We start from the raw sequence: 17,646 nt of genomic DNA on the forward strand, positions 1-17,646 counted from the left end.
ATTGGTGACACATAGGGTCGAGTTGTGACCAGTAATTCACAAACCGTTTGCATATTATTGAAATAAAAAGACCTGCCAAATGGCAGGTCTTGGTCAGCCGGCCGCTGGTCAGAATGCGAGGCTTTCAGCACTCATGCTCATCATGCAATCACTGCCTGCCTGGGCAGCAGCAAGGTGCGTGGCGGTACGTGGCAACAAGCGCTTGAAGTAAAACTCACAGGTTGCCAGCTTGGCTTGGTAGAACTCGGCATCGCCACTGCCTGCGGCCAGCTTATCCGAGGCGACCAGCGCCATGCGCAGCCAGAGGTACGCCAGGATGACGTAGCCTGAGAACATCAGGTAATCCATGGAAGCAGCGCCGACTTCATCCGGATTCTTCATCGCGGCCATGCCAATCTGCTGGGTCAACTCACCCCATTGCTTGTTCAGGCCAGACAATTGGCTGACATAGGTACTGAACTGCGGGTTGGCGGCTTGCGCTTCGCAGAACTTGTGCACGATCCTGGTAAAGCCGCGCAACAGCTTGCCCTGGCTGCCCAGGACCTTGCGCCCAAGCAGGTCCAGCGCCTGGATGCCGTTGGTGCCTTCATAGATAGGCGCGATGCGGCAGTCACGTACCAGTTGCTCCATGCCCCACTCGCGAATAAACCCATGGCCGCCGAACACCTGCATGCCGTGGTTAGTCACCTCAAGACCCGTCTCGGTCATAAAGGCCTTACAAATAGGTGTCAGTAAAGCCAGCAGGTTCTCCGCTTCTTCACGTGCCTCGGCACTGTCCGCACGGTGCGCTTGGTCGAGCAACTGTGCAGTGAAGTAGGCCAGGGCGCGATTGCCCTGATTGAAGGCCTTCATGGTCAGCAGCATGCGGCGTACATCGGGATGGACGATGATCGGGTCAGCGGCCTTTTCCGGCGCCTTGGGCCCGGTGAGCGAACGCATTTGCAGCCGCTCGTTGGCGTATTTGATCGCGCCCTGGAAACTGGCTTCACCCAGGCACAGGCCCTGCATGCCCGTGCCCAAACGTGCATGGTTCATCATGGTGAACATGCAGTTCAGGCCCTTGTTCAGCTCTCCGATCAAGAAGCCACGAGCACCGTCAAAGTTGATCACGCAAGTCGCCGAGGCCTTGATGCCCATCTTGTGTTCGATGGAACCGCACGACACACCGTTGCGCTCGCCCGCCTCGCCCGTTGCCGGATCGGGGAGGAATTTCGGCACAATAAACAGTGAAATCCCTTTAGTGCCTGCGGGTGCATCCGGCAGCTTGGCCAGCACCAGATGGACAATGTTCTGGCTCATGTCGTGCTCACCGGCCGAGATGAAGATCTTGCTACCGGTAAGCGAATAGCTGCCATCTGCCTGGGGCACAGCGCGGGTCTTGATGATGCCTAGATCCGTGCCGCAATGGGCTTCGGTCAGGCACATGGTACCGGTCCAGGTGCCTTCGGTAAGCTTGGTCAGGTAGGTCTGCTTTTGCGCTTCACTGCCGTGAGCATGAATGGCCGACATCGCGCCATGGGTCAGCCCCGGGTACATGCCCCACGAGGTGTTGCTGGCACCAACCATCTCACTGATCATCAACCCCAGTGAATGCGGCAAGCCCTGCCCGCCATACGCCGGGTCCGCGGCCAAGCCATTCCAGCCCCCCTCTACATAAAGGGCGAAGGCTTCTTTGAACCCCTCGGGCGTGGTCACTACGCCGTTGTCGAACTGGCATTCTTGCTCGTCACCAGAACGGTTGATCGGCGCCAGCACTTGCTCGCAAAATTTTGCACCTTCCTCAAGAATGGCGCTGACCATATCCGGCGAGGCATCGGTCGCGCCAAGCGCTGCGTAGCTTGTATGGAAATCAAAAACTTCATCGACCAAAAAACGCATATCGCGCATTGGCGCTTTGTAATCAGGCATGTTCGCTCTCCATCAGCAGGCGCGCGGGGCGCGTAATGACTTCAAACTACTTCGACAGCCTGCACCGGGCAATCAAGCTCACCTCGATGAATGCGCTGCCATAAACTGGCCAGTCGCATGCAAGCACCATTACCTGAAAACAAAACACCCCGCGCTAGGCTGGCTAGCGCGGGGTGTTTGGCCATACGGCAGTTGCAGCCTAAGGTCTCTTAGAGCTGCGGACCTGCGTTGCGGATTTCATCCGACACATCGAACTTGGCGAAGTTGTCGATAAACAGCTTGGCCAGGCCTTTTGCGGCTTCATCGTAGGCGTTCTTGTCGGCCCAGGTATTGCGCGGGCTGAGCAAGTTGGTTTCAACGCCCGGTACCGACTTGGGCACGCTCAGGTTGATGATTGGCAAGTGCTCGGTTTCAGTGCCGATCAGCGCGCCGCTCTGGATCGCAGCGATAACACCACGGGTTGTCGGGATGTTGAAACGCTTGCCAACACCATAACCGCCACCGGTCCAGCCGGTGTTGACCAGGTACACCTTGGAGCCAAAGCCACGGATGCGCTTGATCAGCAACTCGGCATACTCACCTGCCGGACGCGGGAAGAACGGCGCACCGAAGCAGGTCGAGAATGTCGACTTGATGCCGCCGCCAGAACCCATTTCGGTCGAGCCCACCAAGGCAGTGTAGCCAGACAGGAAGTGATAGGCCGCTTGCTCTTCGTTCAGGATCGACACCGGCGGCAATACACCCGTCAGGTCGCAAGTCAGGAAGATCACGGCATTGGGTTCGCCACCGAGGTTTTTCTCGGAGCGCTTCTCGATCAGCTCCAGCGGATAGGCCGCACGGCTGTTCTGCGTCAGGCTGTCATCGGCGTAGTTGGGAGTGCGGTTTTCGTCGAGTACGACGTTTTCCAGCACGGCACCAAACTGAATGGCTTTCCAGATGACCGGCTCGTTCTTCTCGGAAAGGTCGATGCACTTGGCGTAGCAACCACCTTCGATGTTGAACACAACGCCCTTGCCCCAACCGTGCTCGTCGTCACCAATCAGGTAGCGGCTTTCGTCAGCCGACAAGGTGGTTTTGCCAGTACCGGACAAACCGAAGAACAAGGTTACATCGCCTTCTTCGCCGATGTTTGCCGCGCAATGCATTGGCAGCACGTCAGCTTCCGGAAGCAGGAAGTTCTGCACCGAGAACATGGCTTTCTTCATTTCGCCAGCGTAACGCATGCCGGCGATCAGGACTTTCTTGGCAGCGAAGTTCAGAATCACGCAGCCGTCGGAGTTGGTGCCGTCACGCTCTGGCACGCACTCGAAGTTGGCTACGTTGAGTACTTGCCACTCATCACGACCAGCCGGGTTGTACTGCTCAGGATTGATGAACAGGCAGCGGCCAAACAGATTTTGCCAAGCCGTCTGGGTAGTCATCTTGACCGGCAGGTAGTGGGCTTCGGCCGAACCGACATGGACGTGCGAGACAAAGCTGTCCTGAGCGTCGGAGAAGGCCTGCACGCGATCCCACAGCGCGTCGAACTTGTCGGCAGGGAACGGACGGTTGATGGCGCCCCAGGCGATTTTCGACTCGGTGCTCGGCTCTTGAACGATATAACGATCAGCAGGCGAACGACCGGTACGGTGACCAGTGCGAACGACCAGTGAACCGTTATCGGCTAATTCGCCTTCACTGCGACGCAGGGCCTCTTCAACCAGTTGGGCGGCGCTGATGTCGGTGTACACGGCGTTATTGGCTTGCGTCATGTGAGTCCCCGTCGGCCGGCTGGCCGATTCCTTCGTGCGTGTTGTAGTAGGCCTTACACGCTACTACATAGAAAAAAGTGCGCCGGATTATGCCAGAAAAGAAACTGAAAAGTGCAGCCTCTGATCAGACCAAACAGTCGCATTATTGATGTTTGGCACTGTCGAGGCCCAGCATTGACGGCCTCGAACAGCTCAACACACTAAGTTTTCAGCATGGCCTTCAATGGCGGGTGCTGGATGGCGACTGACTGCCGCCGCCTGCAAAGAGCTGGGCAACATCTGCAGCGTCAAACGAGTAACGCTGATTACAGAACTGACAGTCGATCACCACATTGCCCTCATGCTCATCGAGCAATTGAACGGCATCTTCCTGACCTAGACTGACCAGCGCATTGGCTGAGCGTTCACGCGAGCAACTGCAACGGAACTGCAAGGCGCGTGGCTCGAATACCCGCAGAGGCTCCTCGTGATACAGCCTGTGCAACACAGTTTCATTGTCCAGGCCCAGCAATTCCTCGGTCTTCAGGGTATTGGCCAGGGTCGAGATGTGCTGCCAGCTGGCTTCACGGCCTTCGGCGTCCTTGATCCGGTCGGCGGGCAACTGCTGCAGCAACAAGCCACGTGCGCGTTGCCCATCGGCGCTCAGCCAGAAACGGGTCGGCAACTGCTCGGATGTCGCAAAATAGCTGGAGAAGCACTCGGCCAGGTTATCCCCTTCCAGACCGACAATACCCTGGTAGCGTTGGCCCTTGGCCGGATCGATGGTCATTGCCAGCATGCCTTCGGGCATCAGTTCGCGCAAACCGGCATCAGCCGTGATTTGCGCTTCGTCATAGCGAGCAATGCCACGCAGCTCGCCGGCGCTGGAACACTCGACCATCAACAGAGGCACTGCGCCGGAAGAGCGCGCCTGCAGGATAAGCAGGCCATCGAACTTCAGGGTACCAATGAGCAGCGAGGCAGCCGCCAGCAGCTCGCCCAACAGCTGGGCGACAGGTTGCGGATACGGGTGCTTGGCCAGGACATGGCTGTAGGTGTCAGTCAGGCTGACCATTTCACCGCGAATATCGGTGTCGTCGAACAAAAAACGTTGAGTAGAATCGGACATGCCTAATTCACAATAAGTGACCGGGCCGTGGATTTTAGGCGCAAATGCCGAGCTGACCAAGCGCCTCTTATCTATCATTGCCGACAAAAAAGTCTATCGGCCACTGCAAAGCGAGCTGTTTTGCAGCTTCAGCCATCCTGATTGTCGCGAAACTGATGAATCTGGCGGCGCTGTTTCTTGCTCGGCCGGCCATCGGTCTGCATGCCCAAGGCTCCGGCTTTTCGTTGCGCGGCGGCCTGCTCGCGGCGTTCAATACTCTCTGGCGTCTCACGGTACAGGGTTTGCGCCTCGGGTGCCCCACGACGCACGCCGGACAATAGCTGGACTATAATCGTACGCTCGTCAAAGCCGCTGCGAATAACCAGTTCATCGCCAACCTTGGGCTCCTTGGAGGGTTTGCAGCGCTCACCGCGATGATGGACCTTGCCACCTTCAATCGCCGCTTTGGCCAGGGCCCTGGTCTTGAAAAAACGTGCAGCCCAGAGCCATTTGTCCAGGCGAACCTTGTCGTCATCTTTATCGTTCATTATTTCAGCCATATTTTGTGAATATTGCCTGCTGCAGTTGTCTAGAATGCCGGGAATTAAGGTGGGTGTACCCTATTGAAGACATTTGACCATTTAAACGTGATCGGTTTACGCGAGTGGATCAACCTCCCGGACCTGGGAATGGTCGGCATCCGCGCTAAAATCGATACCGGCGCCAGCACCTCGACCCTGCATGCCTCGGACATCCAGCCCTTTGAACGTGACGGCGAGCAATGGGTACGTTTTACCGCGCACATCGGCACACTGGTGCAAAGCCGGCATCGCTGCGAAGCGCCTCTGGTGACAGTTAAACGGATTAAAAGCTCCAATGGCCAGACGCAAAATCGCTATGTGATCCGGACCAACCTGTCACTTGGCGACCGGTTGTGGCCAATAGAATTTACCCTCGCATGCCGCAAGACCATGCGCTACAGGGTTCTACTCGGCTCGAAGGCGCTGATTGCCGGCCAGCTGGTGGTCAACCCGGCGCTCACCTACGTACAAGACAAACCTTCGCTTATCGACCTCTCGGGTGCTCAATGAAAATCGCTGTGCTGTCGCGTAACCCGCGACTTTACTCAACCCGTCGCCTGGTCGAAGCCGGCCAGCAGCGAGGGCATGAAATGATGGTTATCGACACCCTGCGCGCCTACATGAATATCGCCAGCCATAAACCGCAGATCCACTATCGGGGCGCACCACTTGAAGGTTTTGATGCGGTGATCCCGCGGATAGGCGCCTCGGTGACGTTCTACGGCTGCGCGGTACTGCGCCAGTTCGAAATGATGGGCGTGGTGCCCCTCAATGAGTCCGTGGCGATTGCCCGCTCGCGCGACAAGCTGCGCTCGCTGCAACTGCTCTCGCGGCGCGGCATAGGCCTGCCTGTGACAGGTTTTGCCCACTCCCCCGATGACATCCCGGACCTGATCCACATGGTCAACGGCGCGCCGCTGGTAATCAAGGTACTGGAAGGCACCCAGGGCATCGGCGTGGTGCTGTGCGAGACGGAGAAAGCCGCCGAGTCAGTGATCGAGGCCTTCATGAGCCTCAAGCAAGACATCATGGTGCAGGAATATATCAAGGAGGCAGGCGGTGCCGACATTCGCTGCTTTGTGGTCGGTGACAAGGTCATTGCCGCCATGAAACGCCAGGCCAAGCCCGGCGAATTTCGCTCCAACCTGCATCGCGGCGGCTCTGCCAGCCTGATCAAGATCACCCCGGAAGAGCGCATGACCGCGATTCGCGCCGCAAAGGTCATGGGCCTCAGCGTTGCCGGGGTGGATATCCTGCGCTCCAATCACGGTCCGCTGGTGATGGAGGTCAATTCTTCGCCTGGTCTTGAGGGCATTGAATCAACCACGGGCAAGGATGTCGCCGGGATCATCATTCAATACCTCGAAAAGAACAGCAGCCCACGCCTGACTCGCACCAAAGGCAAAGGCTGACCGCCGCTGCGCTGGAGGTCAGGCCCAGTCTTGACACCTAACGCTTACATCCTGCCTTGGCTGGTTCAGACCGCATCGCGCGGCAGCAACAGGCCTAGCGGCAGGCAGATACGCGCCTCAAGCCCGCCGCCGGAACGGTTGCGCAACTCAACACTGCCGCCGTGCAAGGCGGCAATACGCTTGACGATCGCCAGGCCCAGCCCTGCCCCCTGGCCACCACGCGCCCGATCGCCACGAATAAAGGGATTGGTGATGCTGTTGAGCTCGGACGGATCGATCCCGACGCCGCGATCAAGCACGCTCAACACCACATAAGGCGCGCTGCTGTCGCCCGACATTGACACCGCAACCTCTGCGGTATCGCCACCGTAACGCAGCGCATTTTCGATCAGATTGGCCAGCAGGCGCTTGATCGAAATACGCCGCAACGGGAACACCGGCACCGGCTCAAGGCACAGCCGGACCTTCTCTTGCTGCTGGTTGTAGGGCGCCACCACCTCACGCACCAGCGCCAGCAGATCAAGCGCTTCGACAGGCTCGTCACGGCCATCGCGGATAAAGGCCAGGAACTGGTCGAGGATTGCATCCATGTCCTCGATATCCCGGACCATGTCATCGGTCAGTTCCGAGTCGTTCTGCAGGAACTCCAATGACAAACGCAGGCGCGTCAAGGGCGTGCGCAAATCATGGGAAACCCCGGCGAGCATCAGCTCACGTTCGCGAGCCGCCTGCTCGACATCCTCGGCCATCTGATTGAAGGCGCGATACACCTCCATCATCTCGTTGGGCGTATCACTTACCGGCAAGCGCACGCTGCGACCTTTACCCAATTGCCGCGCGGCAAACACCAGGCCCTTGAGCGGCGCACTCAGCTGGCGAACGAAAATCCACGCCGCCGCAGTCGAAAGCAAGCCGATACCCAGGAACCAGCCGAGCACGCTCCAGATCTGCTGGCTACGCAATGGATGTGGATACAGGGGCACGCGAATCCAGCCCTCGCCCAAGGTCGGCGCATGCACCCACAACGCGGGCGGGCTCTTGGCGCGCACCCGCACTTCAGTCTCCGGGCCGAGCTCCGACTGCATCTGGCGCTGGAAAATCTCGCTGTAGGGCCAGTGCTGCTCGCTCGCCGGCACCACCTTACGGGGCACTTGCTTGAGGTCAGCGGCCTGGGCAATGCGATCACGGTCTTCCGGGTCGGCAGCCCAATAGGCCCGAAGCGTCAGCGCGGCGCCATGGCTGTATTGACGATCAACCAGCATGTCCTCGTTCATCAACAGATAAACCAGGGTCAAGGCTTTGGAGAACAGTACGACGATCAACACCAGCCACAAGGTGCGTGCGAAGAAACTTTGTGGGAACCACAGGGGTGCTTTCATCAGTCACTTTCAAGCCAGGGAAATGACAACCGGGCGCCGAAGCGCCCAGCCTTTATGCGGTCTCAATCAAGCAGCATCGCCAGCCAATCAGGACTTGTTGCCGTCCGGCACGAAGACATAGCCAACGCCCCAGACGGTCTGGATATAGCGTGGCTTGGACGGGTCAGGCTCGATCAAGCGGCGCAGGCGGGAAATCTGTACGTCAATCGAACGTTCCAGCGCATCCCACTCACGGCCACGGGCCAGGTTCATCAGCTTGTCACGAGTCAACGGCTCGCGGGCGTGCTGTACCAGGGCCTTGAGCACGGCAAACTCACCGGTGGTCAGCATGTGTACTTCTTCGCCCTTTTTCAGCTCGCGAGTGGCCAGGGATAACTCGTAGTCACCAAAGGTCACATTGGCTTCTTCGCTACCTGGCGCACCCGGCACCACTGGTGCCTGGCGACGCAGCACGGCCTTGACCCGCGCCAGCAGTTCGCGCGGATTGAATGGCTTGGCAAGGTAATCGTCCGCACCCAGCTCCAGGCCTTGAATCCGGCTGGCTTCGTCACCCTTGGCGGTAAGCATGATGATTGGCATTTGATTATTCGATTCGCGCAAGCGGCGGCAGGCAGAAAGGCCATCCTCGCCCGGCAGCATCAGGTCAAGCACCAGCAGGCTGAACAACTCGCGCGCCAGGACACGGTCCATTTGCTCAACATTCTCTACCGCACGCACGCGATAGCCTTGTTCTTCAAAGAAACGTTCAAGCAAGCGCCGAAGACGGGCATCGTCATCGACAATCAGAATTTTTTCGCCTTCAACCACAGGTGCAGTGCCACTCATGTATAACTCCTAGACCGAGACGCTGTTCCAGTCATTTATAACCCCCTGCAGCCACGGGCGCAGCCGTTATTTGCAGGCGTAATAACCACTGGATAGTCTCCAATGCAAGCATTATGGCTCAAGCGCCAGATTATCTGTTGCGACCCATTGTTAGCAGATTTTTCCCCGAACGGTCTCAGTTCACTCCATTACGGTGTTTATAATGCGCCGCTTTAGTGTCTAGCCCGCAAGGTGCATTTGAAAATTTATGGCCGCAAACAAGCGGTTTTTTTTCGGATGATCGCTCGTTTGCGAGGCTGGTTTTTCGTTCCAGTGTGGGTAGTTTTTTATATATGGATAGCATCAACAACCGCATCGCCGAAGAACTGGGCGTACGCCCGCAACAGGTTGCCGCCGCCGTGGCGCTGCTGGATGAAGGTTCGACCGTACCCTTTATTGCGCGCTACCGTAAAGAATTGACCGGCAGCCTGGATGACACCCAGCTGCGTAACCTGGAAGAGCGCCTGCGCTACCTGCGCGAGTTGGATGATCGCCGTGCCAGCATCCTTGCCAGCATCGAAGAGCAAGGCAAGCTAACCCCCGAGTTGCAGCGTGAAATCAGCCTGGCCGACACCAAGACCCGTCTTGAAGACCTGTACTTGCCATACAAGCAAAAACGCCGCACCAAAGGCCAGATTGCCCTGGAAGCTGGCATTGGTGAACTGGCCGACGCGCTCTTTAACGACCCAGGCCTGACACCCGAAAACGAAGCTGCGCGTTTTATCGATGCTGAAAAAGGCTTTGCCGACACCAAGGCCGTGCTCGAAGGCGCCAAGTACATCCTCATGGAACGCTTCGCCGAAGACGCGACCCTGCTCGCCAGCCTGCGTAGCTTCATGAGCGACAACGCGACCATCAGTGCCCGCCTGATTGCAGGCAAGGAAGCCGAGGGCGCCAAGTTCCGCGATTACTTCGAGCACGATGAAAAGCTCAAGGGCATGCCTTCGCACCGGGCCTTGGCCATTTTCCGTGGCCGCAATGAAGGCATTCTCAGTACCAGCCTGAAAGTAGGCGACGAACTGCCGGGCACCATGCACCCGTGCGAAGGCATGATTGCCGAGCGCTTTGGCATCAGCAATCAAGCACGCCCCGCGGACAAATGGCTGGCCGAAGTCGTGCGCTGGACCTGGAAGGTCAAGCTTTACACCCACCTTGAAACCGACTTGCTCAGCGACCTGCGCGAACAGGCTGAAAACGAAGCCATCTCGGTATTCGCCCGCAATCTTAACGATCTGCTGCTCGCCGCCCCGGCTGGACCAAGGGCCACACTGGGCCTGGACCCTGGCTTGCGCACCGGCTGCAAAATCGCCGTGGTCGACGCCACCGGCAAGCTGCTCGACAGCGCCACGGTTTACCCACACGCACCGAAGAACCAGTGGGATCAAACCATCTCGATCCTGGCGGCAATGTGCGCCAAGCACTCGGTTGACCTGATTGCCATCGGCAACGGCACCGCGAGCCGCGAGAGCGACAAGCTGGCGATTGAGCTGATCAAGAAGTACCCAGCGCTCAAGGCCACCAAGGTCATGGTCTCCGAAGCTGGCGCCTCGGTGTACTCGGCATCCGAGTTGGCGGCCAAGGAATTCCCGGACCTGGACGTGACCATTCGCGGCGCGGTATCCATTGCCCGTCGCCTGCAGGACCCGCTGGCGGAGCTGGTAAAGATCGATCCGAAATCAATTGGTGTTGGCCAATACCAGCACGACGTTTCCCAGCTGAAACTGGCCCGTGGCCTGGACGCCGTGGTTGAAGATTGCGTAAACGCCGTGGGGGTTGATGTAAATACCGCCTCCAGCGCCCTGCTCGCACGTATCTCCGGCCTCAACAGCACCCTGGCGCAGAATATCGTTGCCCACCGTGATGCCAACGGCGCATTCAAATCCCGTGACGAGCTGAAAAAAGTCCCGCGCCTGGGCGACAAGACCTTCGAGCAAGCAGCAGGCTTCTTGCGCATCATGAATGGCGACAACCCGCTGGACGCCTCGGCCGTCCACCCGGAAACCTATCCATTGGTGCAACGCATTGCCAAGGACACCAACCGCGATATCCGCTCACTGATTGGCGACAGCAGCTTCCTCAAGCGGCTTGATCCAAAACAGTACACCGATGAAACCTTTGGCTTGGTCACCATTGGCGACATTCTTCAGGAACTGGAAAAACCGGGGCGCGACCCACGTCCGGAGTTCAAGACTGCCGAGTTCCAGGAAGGTGTTGAAACCCTCAATGACTTGCAGTTGGGGATGATTCTCGAAGGTGTAGTCACCAACGTCACCAACTTCGGTGCCTTTGTCGATATCGGCGTGCATCAGGATGGCCTGGTGCATATCTCCGCACTGTCCGAGAAATTCATCAAGGACCCTCACGAGGCGGTCAAGGCCGGGGAAGTGGTCAAGGTCAAGGTCATGGAAGTCGACATCCCGCGCAACCGGATAGCCCTGAGCATGCGTATGAGCGACACCCCTGGCGAAAAGGTCGAAGGCCCTCGCGGTGGCGGTAATCGCGGTAATAACTCGCGCAGCAACACGCCCGCCCCGCGCCCGGAAAACAAACCAGCACCAGTCAACAATGCAATGGCCTCGTTGTTCGCCAACGCCAAACAGTTGAAGAAAAAATGACCGATCTGCCAGAGGAATTAACCTCTAGCGCATTCAGCCAACTGCTCGGCGTAGAACCGCTGAGCGTGGCTGATGGTGAGGCCCGGGTGCGCCTTGAACTCACCGACCCACTGCGCAATCGACACAAAAAACTGCATGGCGGCGCACTGTTTTCATTGATCGACATTGCCATGGGACTGGCCTGCTCCAGCGCCCACGGCTTCGATCAGGGCAGCGTCACGCTCGAATGCAAGGTCAACTATATCCGCGCAATCGACCAGGGCGCAGTTATCTGCGTCGCCAAAGTATTGCACTCAGGCCGCCGAACTTTAGTAGTGGAAGCCCAGGTGCATCAGGACGACAAACTTGTCGCTACAGCGCAAGGCACCTTCGCTCGCGTGTAACTGGCCTGAGCTATGCTGCTGTATAAACAGCCTGGTTGGCAGTTGTCGCAGTCCCTTTACTTGTGGTGCTGCGACAACCAGCTGCCATTAACTTAAACGGCCAGGCAAATTGCTGCCCCCCCTTGCAGACTGTTCAATGTGCCCCCATATTGGCCCGACTGATGGGTGAAGGAATTCAACTTTGAGCAATTTGTTATCCCGCCGCGTGGCACTGCTTGGCGAGCCAAACCACCTCTCGCTGCTGACTCAGTGCCTGCATGGCATCGAGCGCGAGTGCCTGCGGGTTGATAGCGATGGCCAGCTTGCACTGACGCCCCACCCCAAGGCGCTTGGCTCGGCATTGACCCATCCGCAGATCACCACCGACTATTCCGAAGCGCTGCTGGAGTTCATCACCCCGGCGCTGGCCGATCCGGCGTCGACACTGGCCAGCCTCGAGCAAACCCACCGCTATACCTACAGCAAGCTTGGGGGCGAGTACCTGTGGAGCCAGTCAATGCCCTGCGCATTGCCAGCCGAAGAGGTTATCCCGATCGCTCGATATGGCGATTCGCACATTGGCAAGCTGAAGTACGTGTACCGCCAGGGTTTGGCCTTGCGCTATGGCAAGACCATGCAATGCATTGCGGGCATCCACTACAATTTTTCCTTGCCGGATCAGCTCTGGCCGCTGCTGCAAAGCCTCGATAGCTGCAACCAATGTGCGCAGGATTATCAATCCGTAAGCTACATTGCGATGATCCGTAACTTTCGCCGCTACAGCTGGCTGCTGATGTACCTCTTTGGTGCCTCGCCGGCGCTTGATGTCGGCTTTATGCGCGGGCGCCCACACTCATTGCAGCAGCTTGATGCAGATACCCTGTACCTGCCTTATGCAACCAGCCTGCGCATGAGCGACCTGGGCTATCAAAGCCATGCCCAGGCGGAGCTGACACCCTGCTACAACGACCTTGCCAGCTACACCGATAGCCTGCGCCAAGCGGTCGGCACACCTTACCTGCCCTATGTTGAAATCGGTACGCGCAACGCCAATGGCGACTGGTTGCAGCTCAATACCAATATTTTGCAGATTGAAAACGAATACTACTCAAGCATTCGCCCCAAGCGCGTAACCTACAGCGGTGAACGCCCTATCCAGGCGCTGGTTGCCCGCGGCGTACAGTACATTGAAGTGCGCTGCCTCGATATCAACCCGTTCTTGCCCATGGGCATCAACCTTGAGCAAGCACAGTTCCTCGATGCCTTCCTGCTCTACTGCGCACTTCAGGAAAGCCCGGCGCTCGATCACGACGAGTGCATGGCCTGCACCGAGAACTTCCTCAAGGTGGTCAAGGAAGGTCGACGTCCTGGCCTGCATTTGCAGCGTAAGGGCGCACAGGTCGAACTCAAGGCCTGGGCCAATCAATTGCTCGACGAAATCCAGCAAATGGCCGATTTGCTCGACCGCAGCCATGGTGGCGTAAGCCATAGCCAGGCGCTGCAAGCTCAACGTGAGAAAGTCGCTGACGTCAGGCTGACGCCATCCGCCCAGGTGCTGGAGCAACTACAGGGCGAAAGCTTTGCCCAGTTTGCGCTGCGCCAGAGCAAGCTGCATGCCGACTACTTCAATCGCCAACCGTTGAGCCCCGAGCAAAACGCAGAACTTGAGCAAACCAGTGCAGACTCACTGCGTGAGCAGGCTGAAATCGAAGCCAATCAAGAGGGCGACTTCGACACCTTTGTCGCCACTTACCAAGCCAGCATACTTGGCCACGACGAGCCTCTATCAAGCTAGGCACGCCCCTGAACTTCTGCCGCGCAGCGACTGTTGCCGGCAGATAGAGGCACAGGTCACAAATATAACCAGCGGAGCAAAAGCCGAGACCAGCGGCCCAGTTATAGCGCCTCAACACAGCTAGCATAAGCACTAGTTGAATTAACTGGGTACTCCCATGGCGTCAGAGTCGCAGAGCGAGCAAAATCAGGATTGGAGCCTTGAAAACCTTAACAAGGCGTACCAACAAGGTTATATGGCCGGTCTAACCGGACAACCCAAGACCCCTGCCAGGCAAACAGCCGAAGTGCTCAGTGCTGCCTGGGAAGCGGGCTGGGATGACGGGCACGAACAATATGACTTGGTCAAACGAGAGTCGGCCTAGTTGTTTGCGCAATTTCTTGCACAGGTAACGCCTGCCCGCCACCCCATACCCGCAGCAATCCCCCGCCAACATTGGCCTTGCTCAAGTTGCGCAACAATCTGCACAGCGCTGCGCAACAACTTGCACAAAAAATAGCCAGACACTGGGCATAATCCCTCGGCTCAAGCCCAAAGCAACCCTAACCGGTTGATTTGCATAAGCTATTGAAAGAGTGGCACGGGAATCGCTCTACCTTGTTGAGTGAGTCAATCCTGATTCACCCATTTCAGCAAGGAACGCTCTCATGCCAACACCTGCATATCTGACCCTCGAAGGGACCAAGCAAGGCCTGATGACGGCCAACACATTCACCGAAGATTCAGTGGGCAACATCTACCAGGAAGGCCACGAAGACCAGATACTCGTACAGGGTTTCAATCATCAGGTAATCATCCCCCGTGACCCGCAATCCGGCCAGCCAACCGGCCAGCGCGTGCACAAGCCACTGATGATCACCAAGGTTTTCGACAAGGCATCACCCCTGATTTTCAACGCACTGACCTCCGGTGAACGCCTGACCAAATGCCGCCTTGAGTGGTACCGCACCTCAGCGACCGGCACCCAGGAACACTACTTCACCATCGAACTCGAAGATGCAATTGTGGTTGATGTGCAATCCCACATGCCCAACTGCCAAGACCCGAACATGAGTCACTTTACCCATCTGGAAGATGTGTACCTGACTTACCGTAAAATTATCTGGACCCATGAAGTCTCCGGGACTTCGGGCTCTGACGACTGGCGCACCCCGGTCGCATGATTGCTTGATGCAATGGCTGCAACCAGGGGCTGGCACGAACGGCCCCGAGTGTCGCCAATAGTTGCTGTAAAACAAAACACCCCGCACAAGCCAAGCCTGTGCGGGGTGTTGAGTGTTCACCGGATCAGCCGTTGCGTTTAACCGCCGCGGCCAACCAAATGCCATGTCGAGCGCTTTGGCTCGGGCTACTTAGTAACCCAGGGCGAAGTTCTCTTCATCCATGTCCATCAGGTTGTCAGCGCCCGACAGCATGGCTTCTACGTGGGTACGGGTGCGCGGCAGAATACGTGCGAAGTAGAAGCGTGCAGTCTGCAGCTTGGCCTTGTAGAAGGCTTCTTCGCTGGTACCGGCAGCCAGCTTTTCAGCAGCCAGGCGAGCAATGTCGGCCCAGAAGTAAGCCAGGCAGGCATAACCGCTGTACATCAGGTAATCAACCGATGCCGCGCCGACTTCTTCGCGATCTTTCATCGCAGCCATGCCGACCTTCATGGTCACATCAGCCCACTCTTTATTCAGCTTGGCCAGCGGCGCAACGAACTCGTTGATAGCTTCGTTACCTTCGTTAGCCTGGCAGAACTTGTGCACGATCTTGGTAAAGCCCTTGAGTGCTTCGCCCTGGGTCATCAGCACCTTGCGGCCCAGGAGGTCGAGAGCCTGAATACCGGTGGTGCCTTCGTACAGCATCGAAATGCGGCTGTCGCGAACGTTCTGCTCCATGCCCCACTCGGCGATAAAACCGTGACCGCCATAGATCTGAACGCCGTGGTTGGCCGCTTCGAAACCGACTTCGGTCATAAAGGCCTTGGCAATCGGCGTCAGGAAGGCCAGCAGCGCATCGGCTTGCTTCTTCTCTTCGGCGTCCTGGCTGTACTTGACGATATCCACCTGCTTGGCCGTGAAGTAAACCATTGCACGGTTGCCTTCAGCGAACGCCTTCATGGTCAACAGCATGCGGCGTACATCAGGGTGAACGATGATTGGGTCAGCTGCTTTGTCCGGCGCTTTCGGGCCAGTCAGTGCGCGCATTTGCAGACGCTCGCGAGCGTACTTCAGACCACCCTGAAAACCTGCTTCAGCGTGGGCCAGCCCCTGCAGGGCAGTACCCAGACGCGCAGTGTTCATAAAGGTGAACATGCAGTTCAGGCCTTTGTTGGCCGGGCCAATCAGGTAGCCAGTGGCGCCATCGAAGTTCATTACACAGGTCGCGTTACCGTGAATGCCCATCTTGTGTTCCAGCGAGCCACAGCTCACTGCGTTGCGCTCACCAACGCCGCCGTCTGCGTTAGGCATGAACTTAGGCACGATGAACAGCGAGATACCTTTGGTGCCCGCTGGAGCATCCGGCAGACGTGCAAGCACGATGTGGACGATGTTATCGGCCATGTCGTGTTCACCAGCCGAGATGAAGATCTTGGTACCGGAAACCTTGTACGAACCGTCAGCCTGTGGCTCAGCCTTGGTGCGCAGCATGCCAAGGTCGGTGCCGCAATGCGGCTCGGTCAAGCACATGGTGCCAGTCCACTCGCCGCTGACCAGCTTGGTCAGGTAAGTGTGCTGTTGTTCTTCGGTGCCGTGCTCGGAGATGGTGTTCATTGCGCCGTGCGACAGGCCTGGGTACATACCCCACGACCAGTTGGAGGTGCCGATCATTTCGCTCATGGCCAGGCCCAGCGACTCAGGCAGGCCCTGGCCGCCGTGGTCGACATCATGGGACAGGCTTGGCCAGCCACCTTCAACATACTGCTTGTAGGCTTCCTTGAAGCCAGTCGGCGTCTTAACGCCGTCTTCGCTCCAGGTACAGCCTTCGATGTCACCCACACGGTTCAGCGGAGACAGCACCTGCTCACAAAACTTGGCGCCTTCTTCAAGAATGGCATTGACCATGTCTGGCGTTGCATCTTCGCAGCCAGGCAGGCTTTGATAATGCGCTTCATAGCCAAGCAGCTCGTCGCGTACGAATCGGATATCACGCAAGGGGGCCTTGTAATCAGGCATAGCTAATAACCTCTGCGGTGGTCGGTATGGGTGACCGAATAGTTGTTTGAACGGGATTTCCCGAATGCTTGAAGGCTGCAACACGGCAACAATCAAACAGGTGTTTGAAACATACGTTTACGCCTAGCCATTGTCAAGCGTGGTTTAAGACGAAGACAAAGGATAATTGCCCCACTGCCTACGGCTCAGAAGCCCGCGCTTGAGCCATGCAACTATTATTCGCGGTCAACAGAAACACTTTGAAATCAGACAGGGCCATACCGCTGGTCTAAATTACAGGCCACCACAAAGGGCGCCAGGCAAGCGTCAGGCATCCACCAAGAACGCTACTTGGCAGTAGTAAGGCCTATAAATATTGCAGGCAATAGCTCAGGGACGAGCGATAAAGCGAAGAGAGCTGGCGGGGTCAGGCGCGGGTATCAATCAAGGTGCCAAGTACTTCATCAGCTGTTTCCAGCAGGCGCGCACCCGCTTGGGCGTGATACTGGCCAACACGCAGCTCGATCAACTGATCAGTGATTTCAGGCGACCCGGCTTGCGCGGCATCTGGCGCCGCGCCACTGGCGATCGTCTGTGCAGCCCGCTCGAGACGTTGCTGGCCCGACTGGACCGTGGCAAGACCGGCGTTAAAGGCGCTGCCCGTTATGGCATTCATCTATTTCACTCCGCTCAAGGCTGCAGACAAGCTGCATTAAAGCAGAACCCGGAGCTTTGCGATAATAGCTTTTTGCCAT

At 57.6% G+C, this 17,646-nt stretch carries 15 protein-coding genes; 7 read left to right on the forward strand and 8 right to left on the reverse strand.

All coding sequences use genetic code 11. The features are described 5' to 3' along the window. Window positions 1-108 precede the first annotated feature (108 nt). The 4 genes from CHB79_RS20325 to CHB79_RS20340 form a co-directional block, all read right to left on the reverse strand. Window positions 109-1,908, reverse strand: coding sequence for an acyl-CoA dehydrogenase C-terminal domain-containing protein (locus tag CHB79_RS20325; RefSeq protein ID WP_089361231.1), 1,800 nt, complete (start codon window positions 1,906-1,908; stop codon window positions 109-111). Window positions 1,909-2,117: 209 nt separating this feature from the next. Then, window positions 2,118-3,659 carry a phosphoenolpyruvate carboxykinase gene (locus CHB79_RS20330; RefSeq protein ID WP_010485972.1) on the reverse strand — a complete coding sequence of 514 codons (1,542 nt, stop codon included), beginning with the start codon at window positions 3,657-3,659 and terminating at the stop codon, window positions 2,118-2,120. Window positions 3,660-3,879: 220 nt separating this feature from the next. Then, window positions 3,880-4,767: an Hsp33 family molecular chaperone HslO gene (hslO, locus tag CHB79_RS20335; protein WP_089361232.1), complete on the reverse strand. Its 888-nt coding sequence runs from the start codon at window positions 4,765-4,767 to the stop codon at window positions 3,880-3,882. A gap of 128 nt (window positions 4,768-4,895) precedes the next feature. Next, a complete protein-coding gene (locus tag CHB79_RS20340; RefSeq protein ID WP_089361233.1) occupies window positions 4,896-5,294 on the reverse strand; it encodes an RNA-binding S4 domain-containing protein in 399 nt (132 codons plus the stop codon). 75 nt (window positions 5,295-5,369) lie between these two features. On the opposite strand from CHB79_RS20340, the gene rimB reads away from it, so the two are divergent. Beyond that, on the forward strand, window positions 5,370-5,837 hold the full coding sequence (gene rimB, locus CHB79_RS20345; RefSeq protein ID WP_029529444.1) for a retropepsin-like aspartic endopeptidase RimB: 468 nt from the start codon (window positions 5,370-5,372) through the stop codon (window positions 5,835-5,837). Further along, entirely contained in the window at window positions 5,834-6,739 is a 906-nt protein-coding gene (gene rimK / locus CHB79_RS20350; RefSeq protein ID WP_089361234.1) for a 30S ribosomal protein S6--L-glutamate ligase, read from the forward strand. The genes rimB and rimK overlap by 4 nt, the downstream gene beginning before the upstream one ends. Before the next feature lie 65 nt (window positions 6,740-6,804). Here the strand turns inward: rimK and CHB79_RS20355 are convergent, their stop codons facing one another. Next, window positions 6,805-8,118 (reverse strand): ATP-binding protein, encoded by a 1,314-nt coding sequence (locus CHB79_RS20355; RefSeq protein WP_089361235.1) that lies wholly within the window; start codon window positions 8,116-8,118, stop codon window positions 6,805-6,807. A gap of 87 nt (window positions 8,119-8,205) precedes the next feature. Then, complete coding sequence (gene ompR / locus CHB79_RS20360; RefSeq protein ID WP_089361236.1) at window positions 8,206-8,943, reverse strand: osmolarity response regulator transcription factor OmpR; 738 nt, start codon at window positions 8,941-8,943, stop codon at window positions 8,206-8,208. A gap of 332 nt (window positions 8,944-9,275) precedes the next feature. Here ompR and CHB79_RS20365 point away from each other — a divergent pair, with 332 nt between their 5' ends. The 5 genes from CHB79_RS20365 to CHB79_RS20385 all read left to right on the forward strand — a co-directional run bounded on the left by CHB79_RS20365 (window position 9,276) and on the right by CHB79_RS20385 (window position 14,917). Beyond that, a complete protein-coding gene (locus CHB79_RS20365) occupies window positions 9,276-11,597 on the forward strand; it encodes a Tex family protein (RefSeq protein ID WP_089361253.1) in 2,322 nt (773 codons plus the stop codon). After that, window positions 11,594-11,980: a PaaI family thioesterase gene (locus CHB79_RS20370; protein WP_010485961.1), complete on the forward strand. Its 387-nt coding sequence runs from the start codon at window positions 11,594-11,596 to the stop codon at window positions 11,978-11,980. The genes CHB79_RS20365 and CHB79_RS20370 overlap by 4 nt, the downstream gene beginning before the upstream one ends. Before the next feature lie 181 nt (window positions 11,981-12,161). Continuing rightward, the gene (gene gshA / locus CHB79_RS20375; RefSeq protein WP_089361237.1) at window positions 12,162-13,754 is read left to right on the forward strand and encodes a glutamate--cysteine ligase; all 1,593 of its coding nucleotides are present in this window, start codon (window positions 12,162-12,164) and stop codon (window positions 13,752-13,754) included. A gap of 157 nt (window positions 13,755-13,911) precedes the next feature. Further along, the gene (gene rmf / locus CHB79_RS20380; RefSeq protein ID WP_010485960.1) at window positions 13,912-14,118 is read left to right on the forward strand and encodes a ribosome modulation factor; all 207 of its coding nucleotides are present in this window, start codon (window positions 13,912-13,914) and stop codon (window positions 14,116-14,118) included. A 283-nt stretch (window positions 14,119-14,401) separates the two neighbouring features. Beyond that, the gene (locus tag CHB79_RS20385; RefSeq protein WP_089361238.1) at window positions 14,402-14,917 is read left to right on the forward strand and encodes an Hcp family type VI secretion system effector; all 516 of its coding nucleotides are present in this window, start codon (window positions 14,402-14,404) and stop codon (window positions 14,915-14,917) included. Window positions 14,918-15,106: 189 nt separating this feature from the next. Here CHB79_RS20385 and CHB79_RS20390 read toward each other — a convergent pair whose 3' ends face one another. After that, window positions 15,107-16,912: a phenylacyl-CoA dehydrogenase gene (locus CHB79_RS20390; RefSeq protein WP_089361239.1), complete on the reverse strand. Its 1,806-nt coding sequence runs from the start codon at window positions 16,910-16,912 to the stop codon at window positions 15,107-15,109. Between the two features lie 406 nt (window positions 16,913-17,318). Beyond that, the gene (locus CHB79_RS20395) at window positions 17,319-17,567 is read right to left on the reverse strand and encodes a hypothetical protein (RefSeq protein ID WP_010485957.1); all 249 of its coding nucleotides are present in this window, start codon (window positions 17,565-17,567) and stop codon (window positions 17,319-17,321) included. Window positions 17,568-17,646: the final 79 nt, after the last annotated feature.

The sequence above is a fragment of the Pseudomonas segetis genome (genome assembly GCF_900188155.1).
GTDB lineage: Bacteria > Pseudomonadota > Gammaproteobacteria > Pseudomonadales > Pseudomonadaceae > Aquipseudomonas > Aquipseudomonas segetis.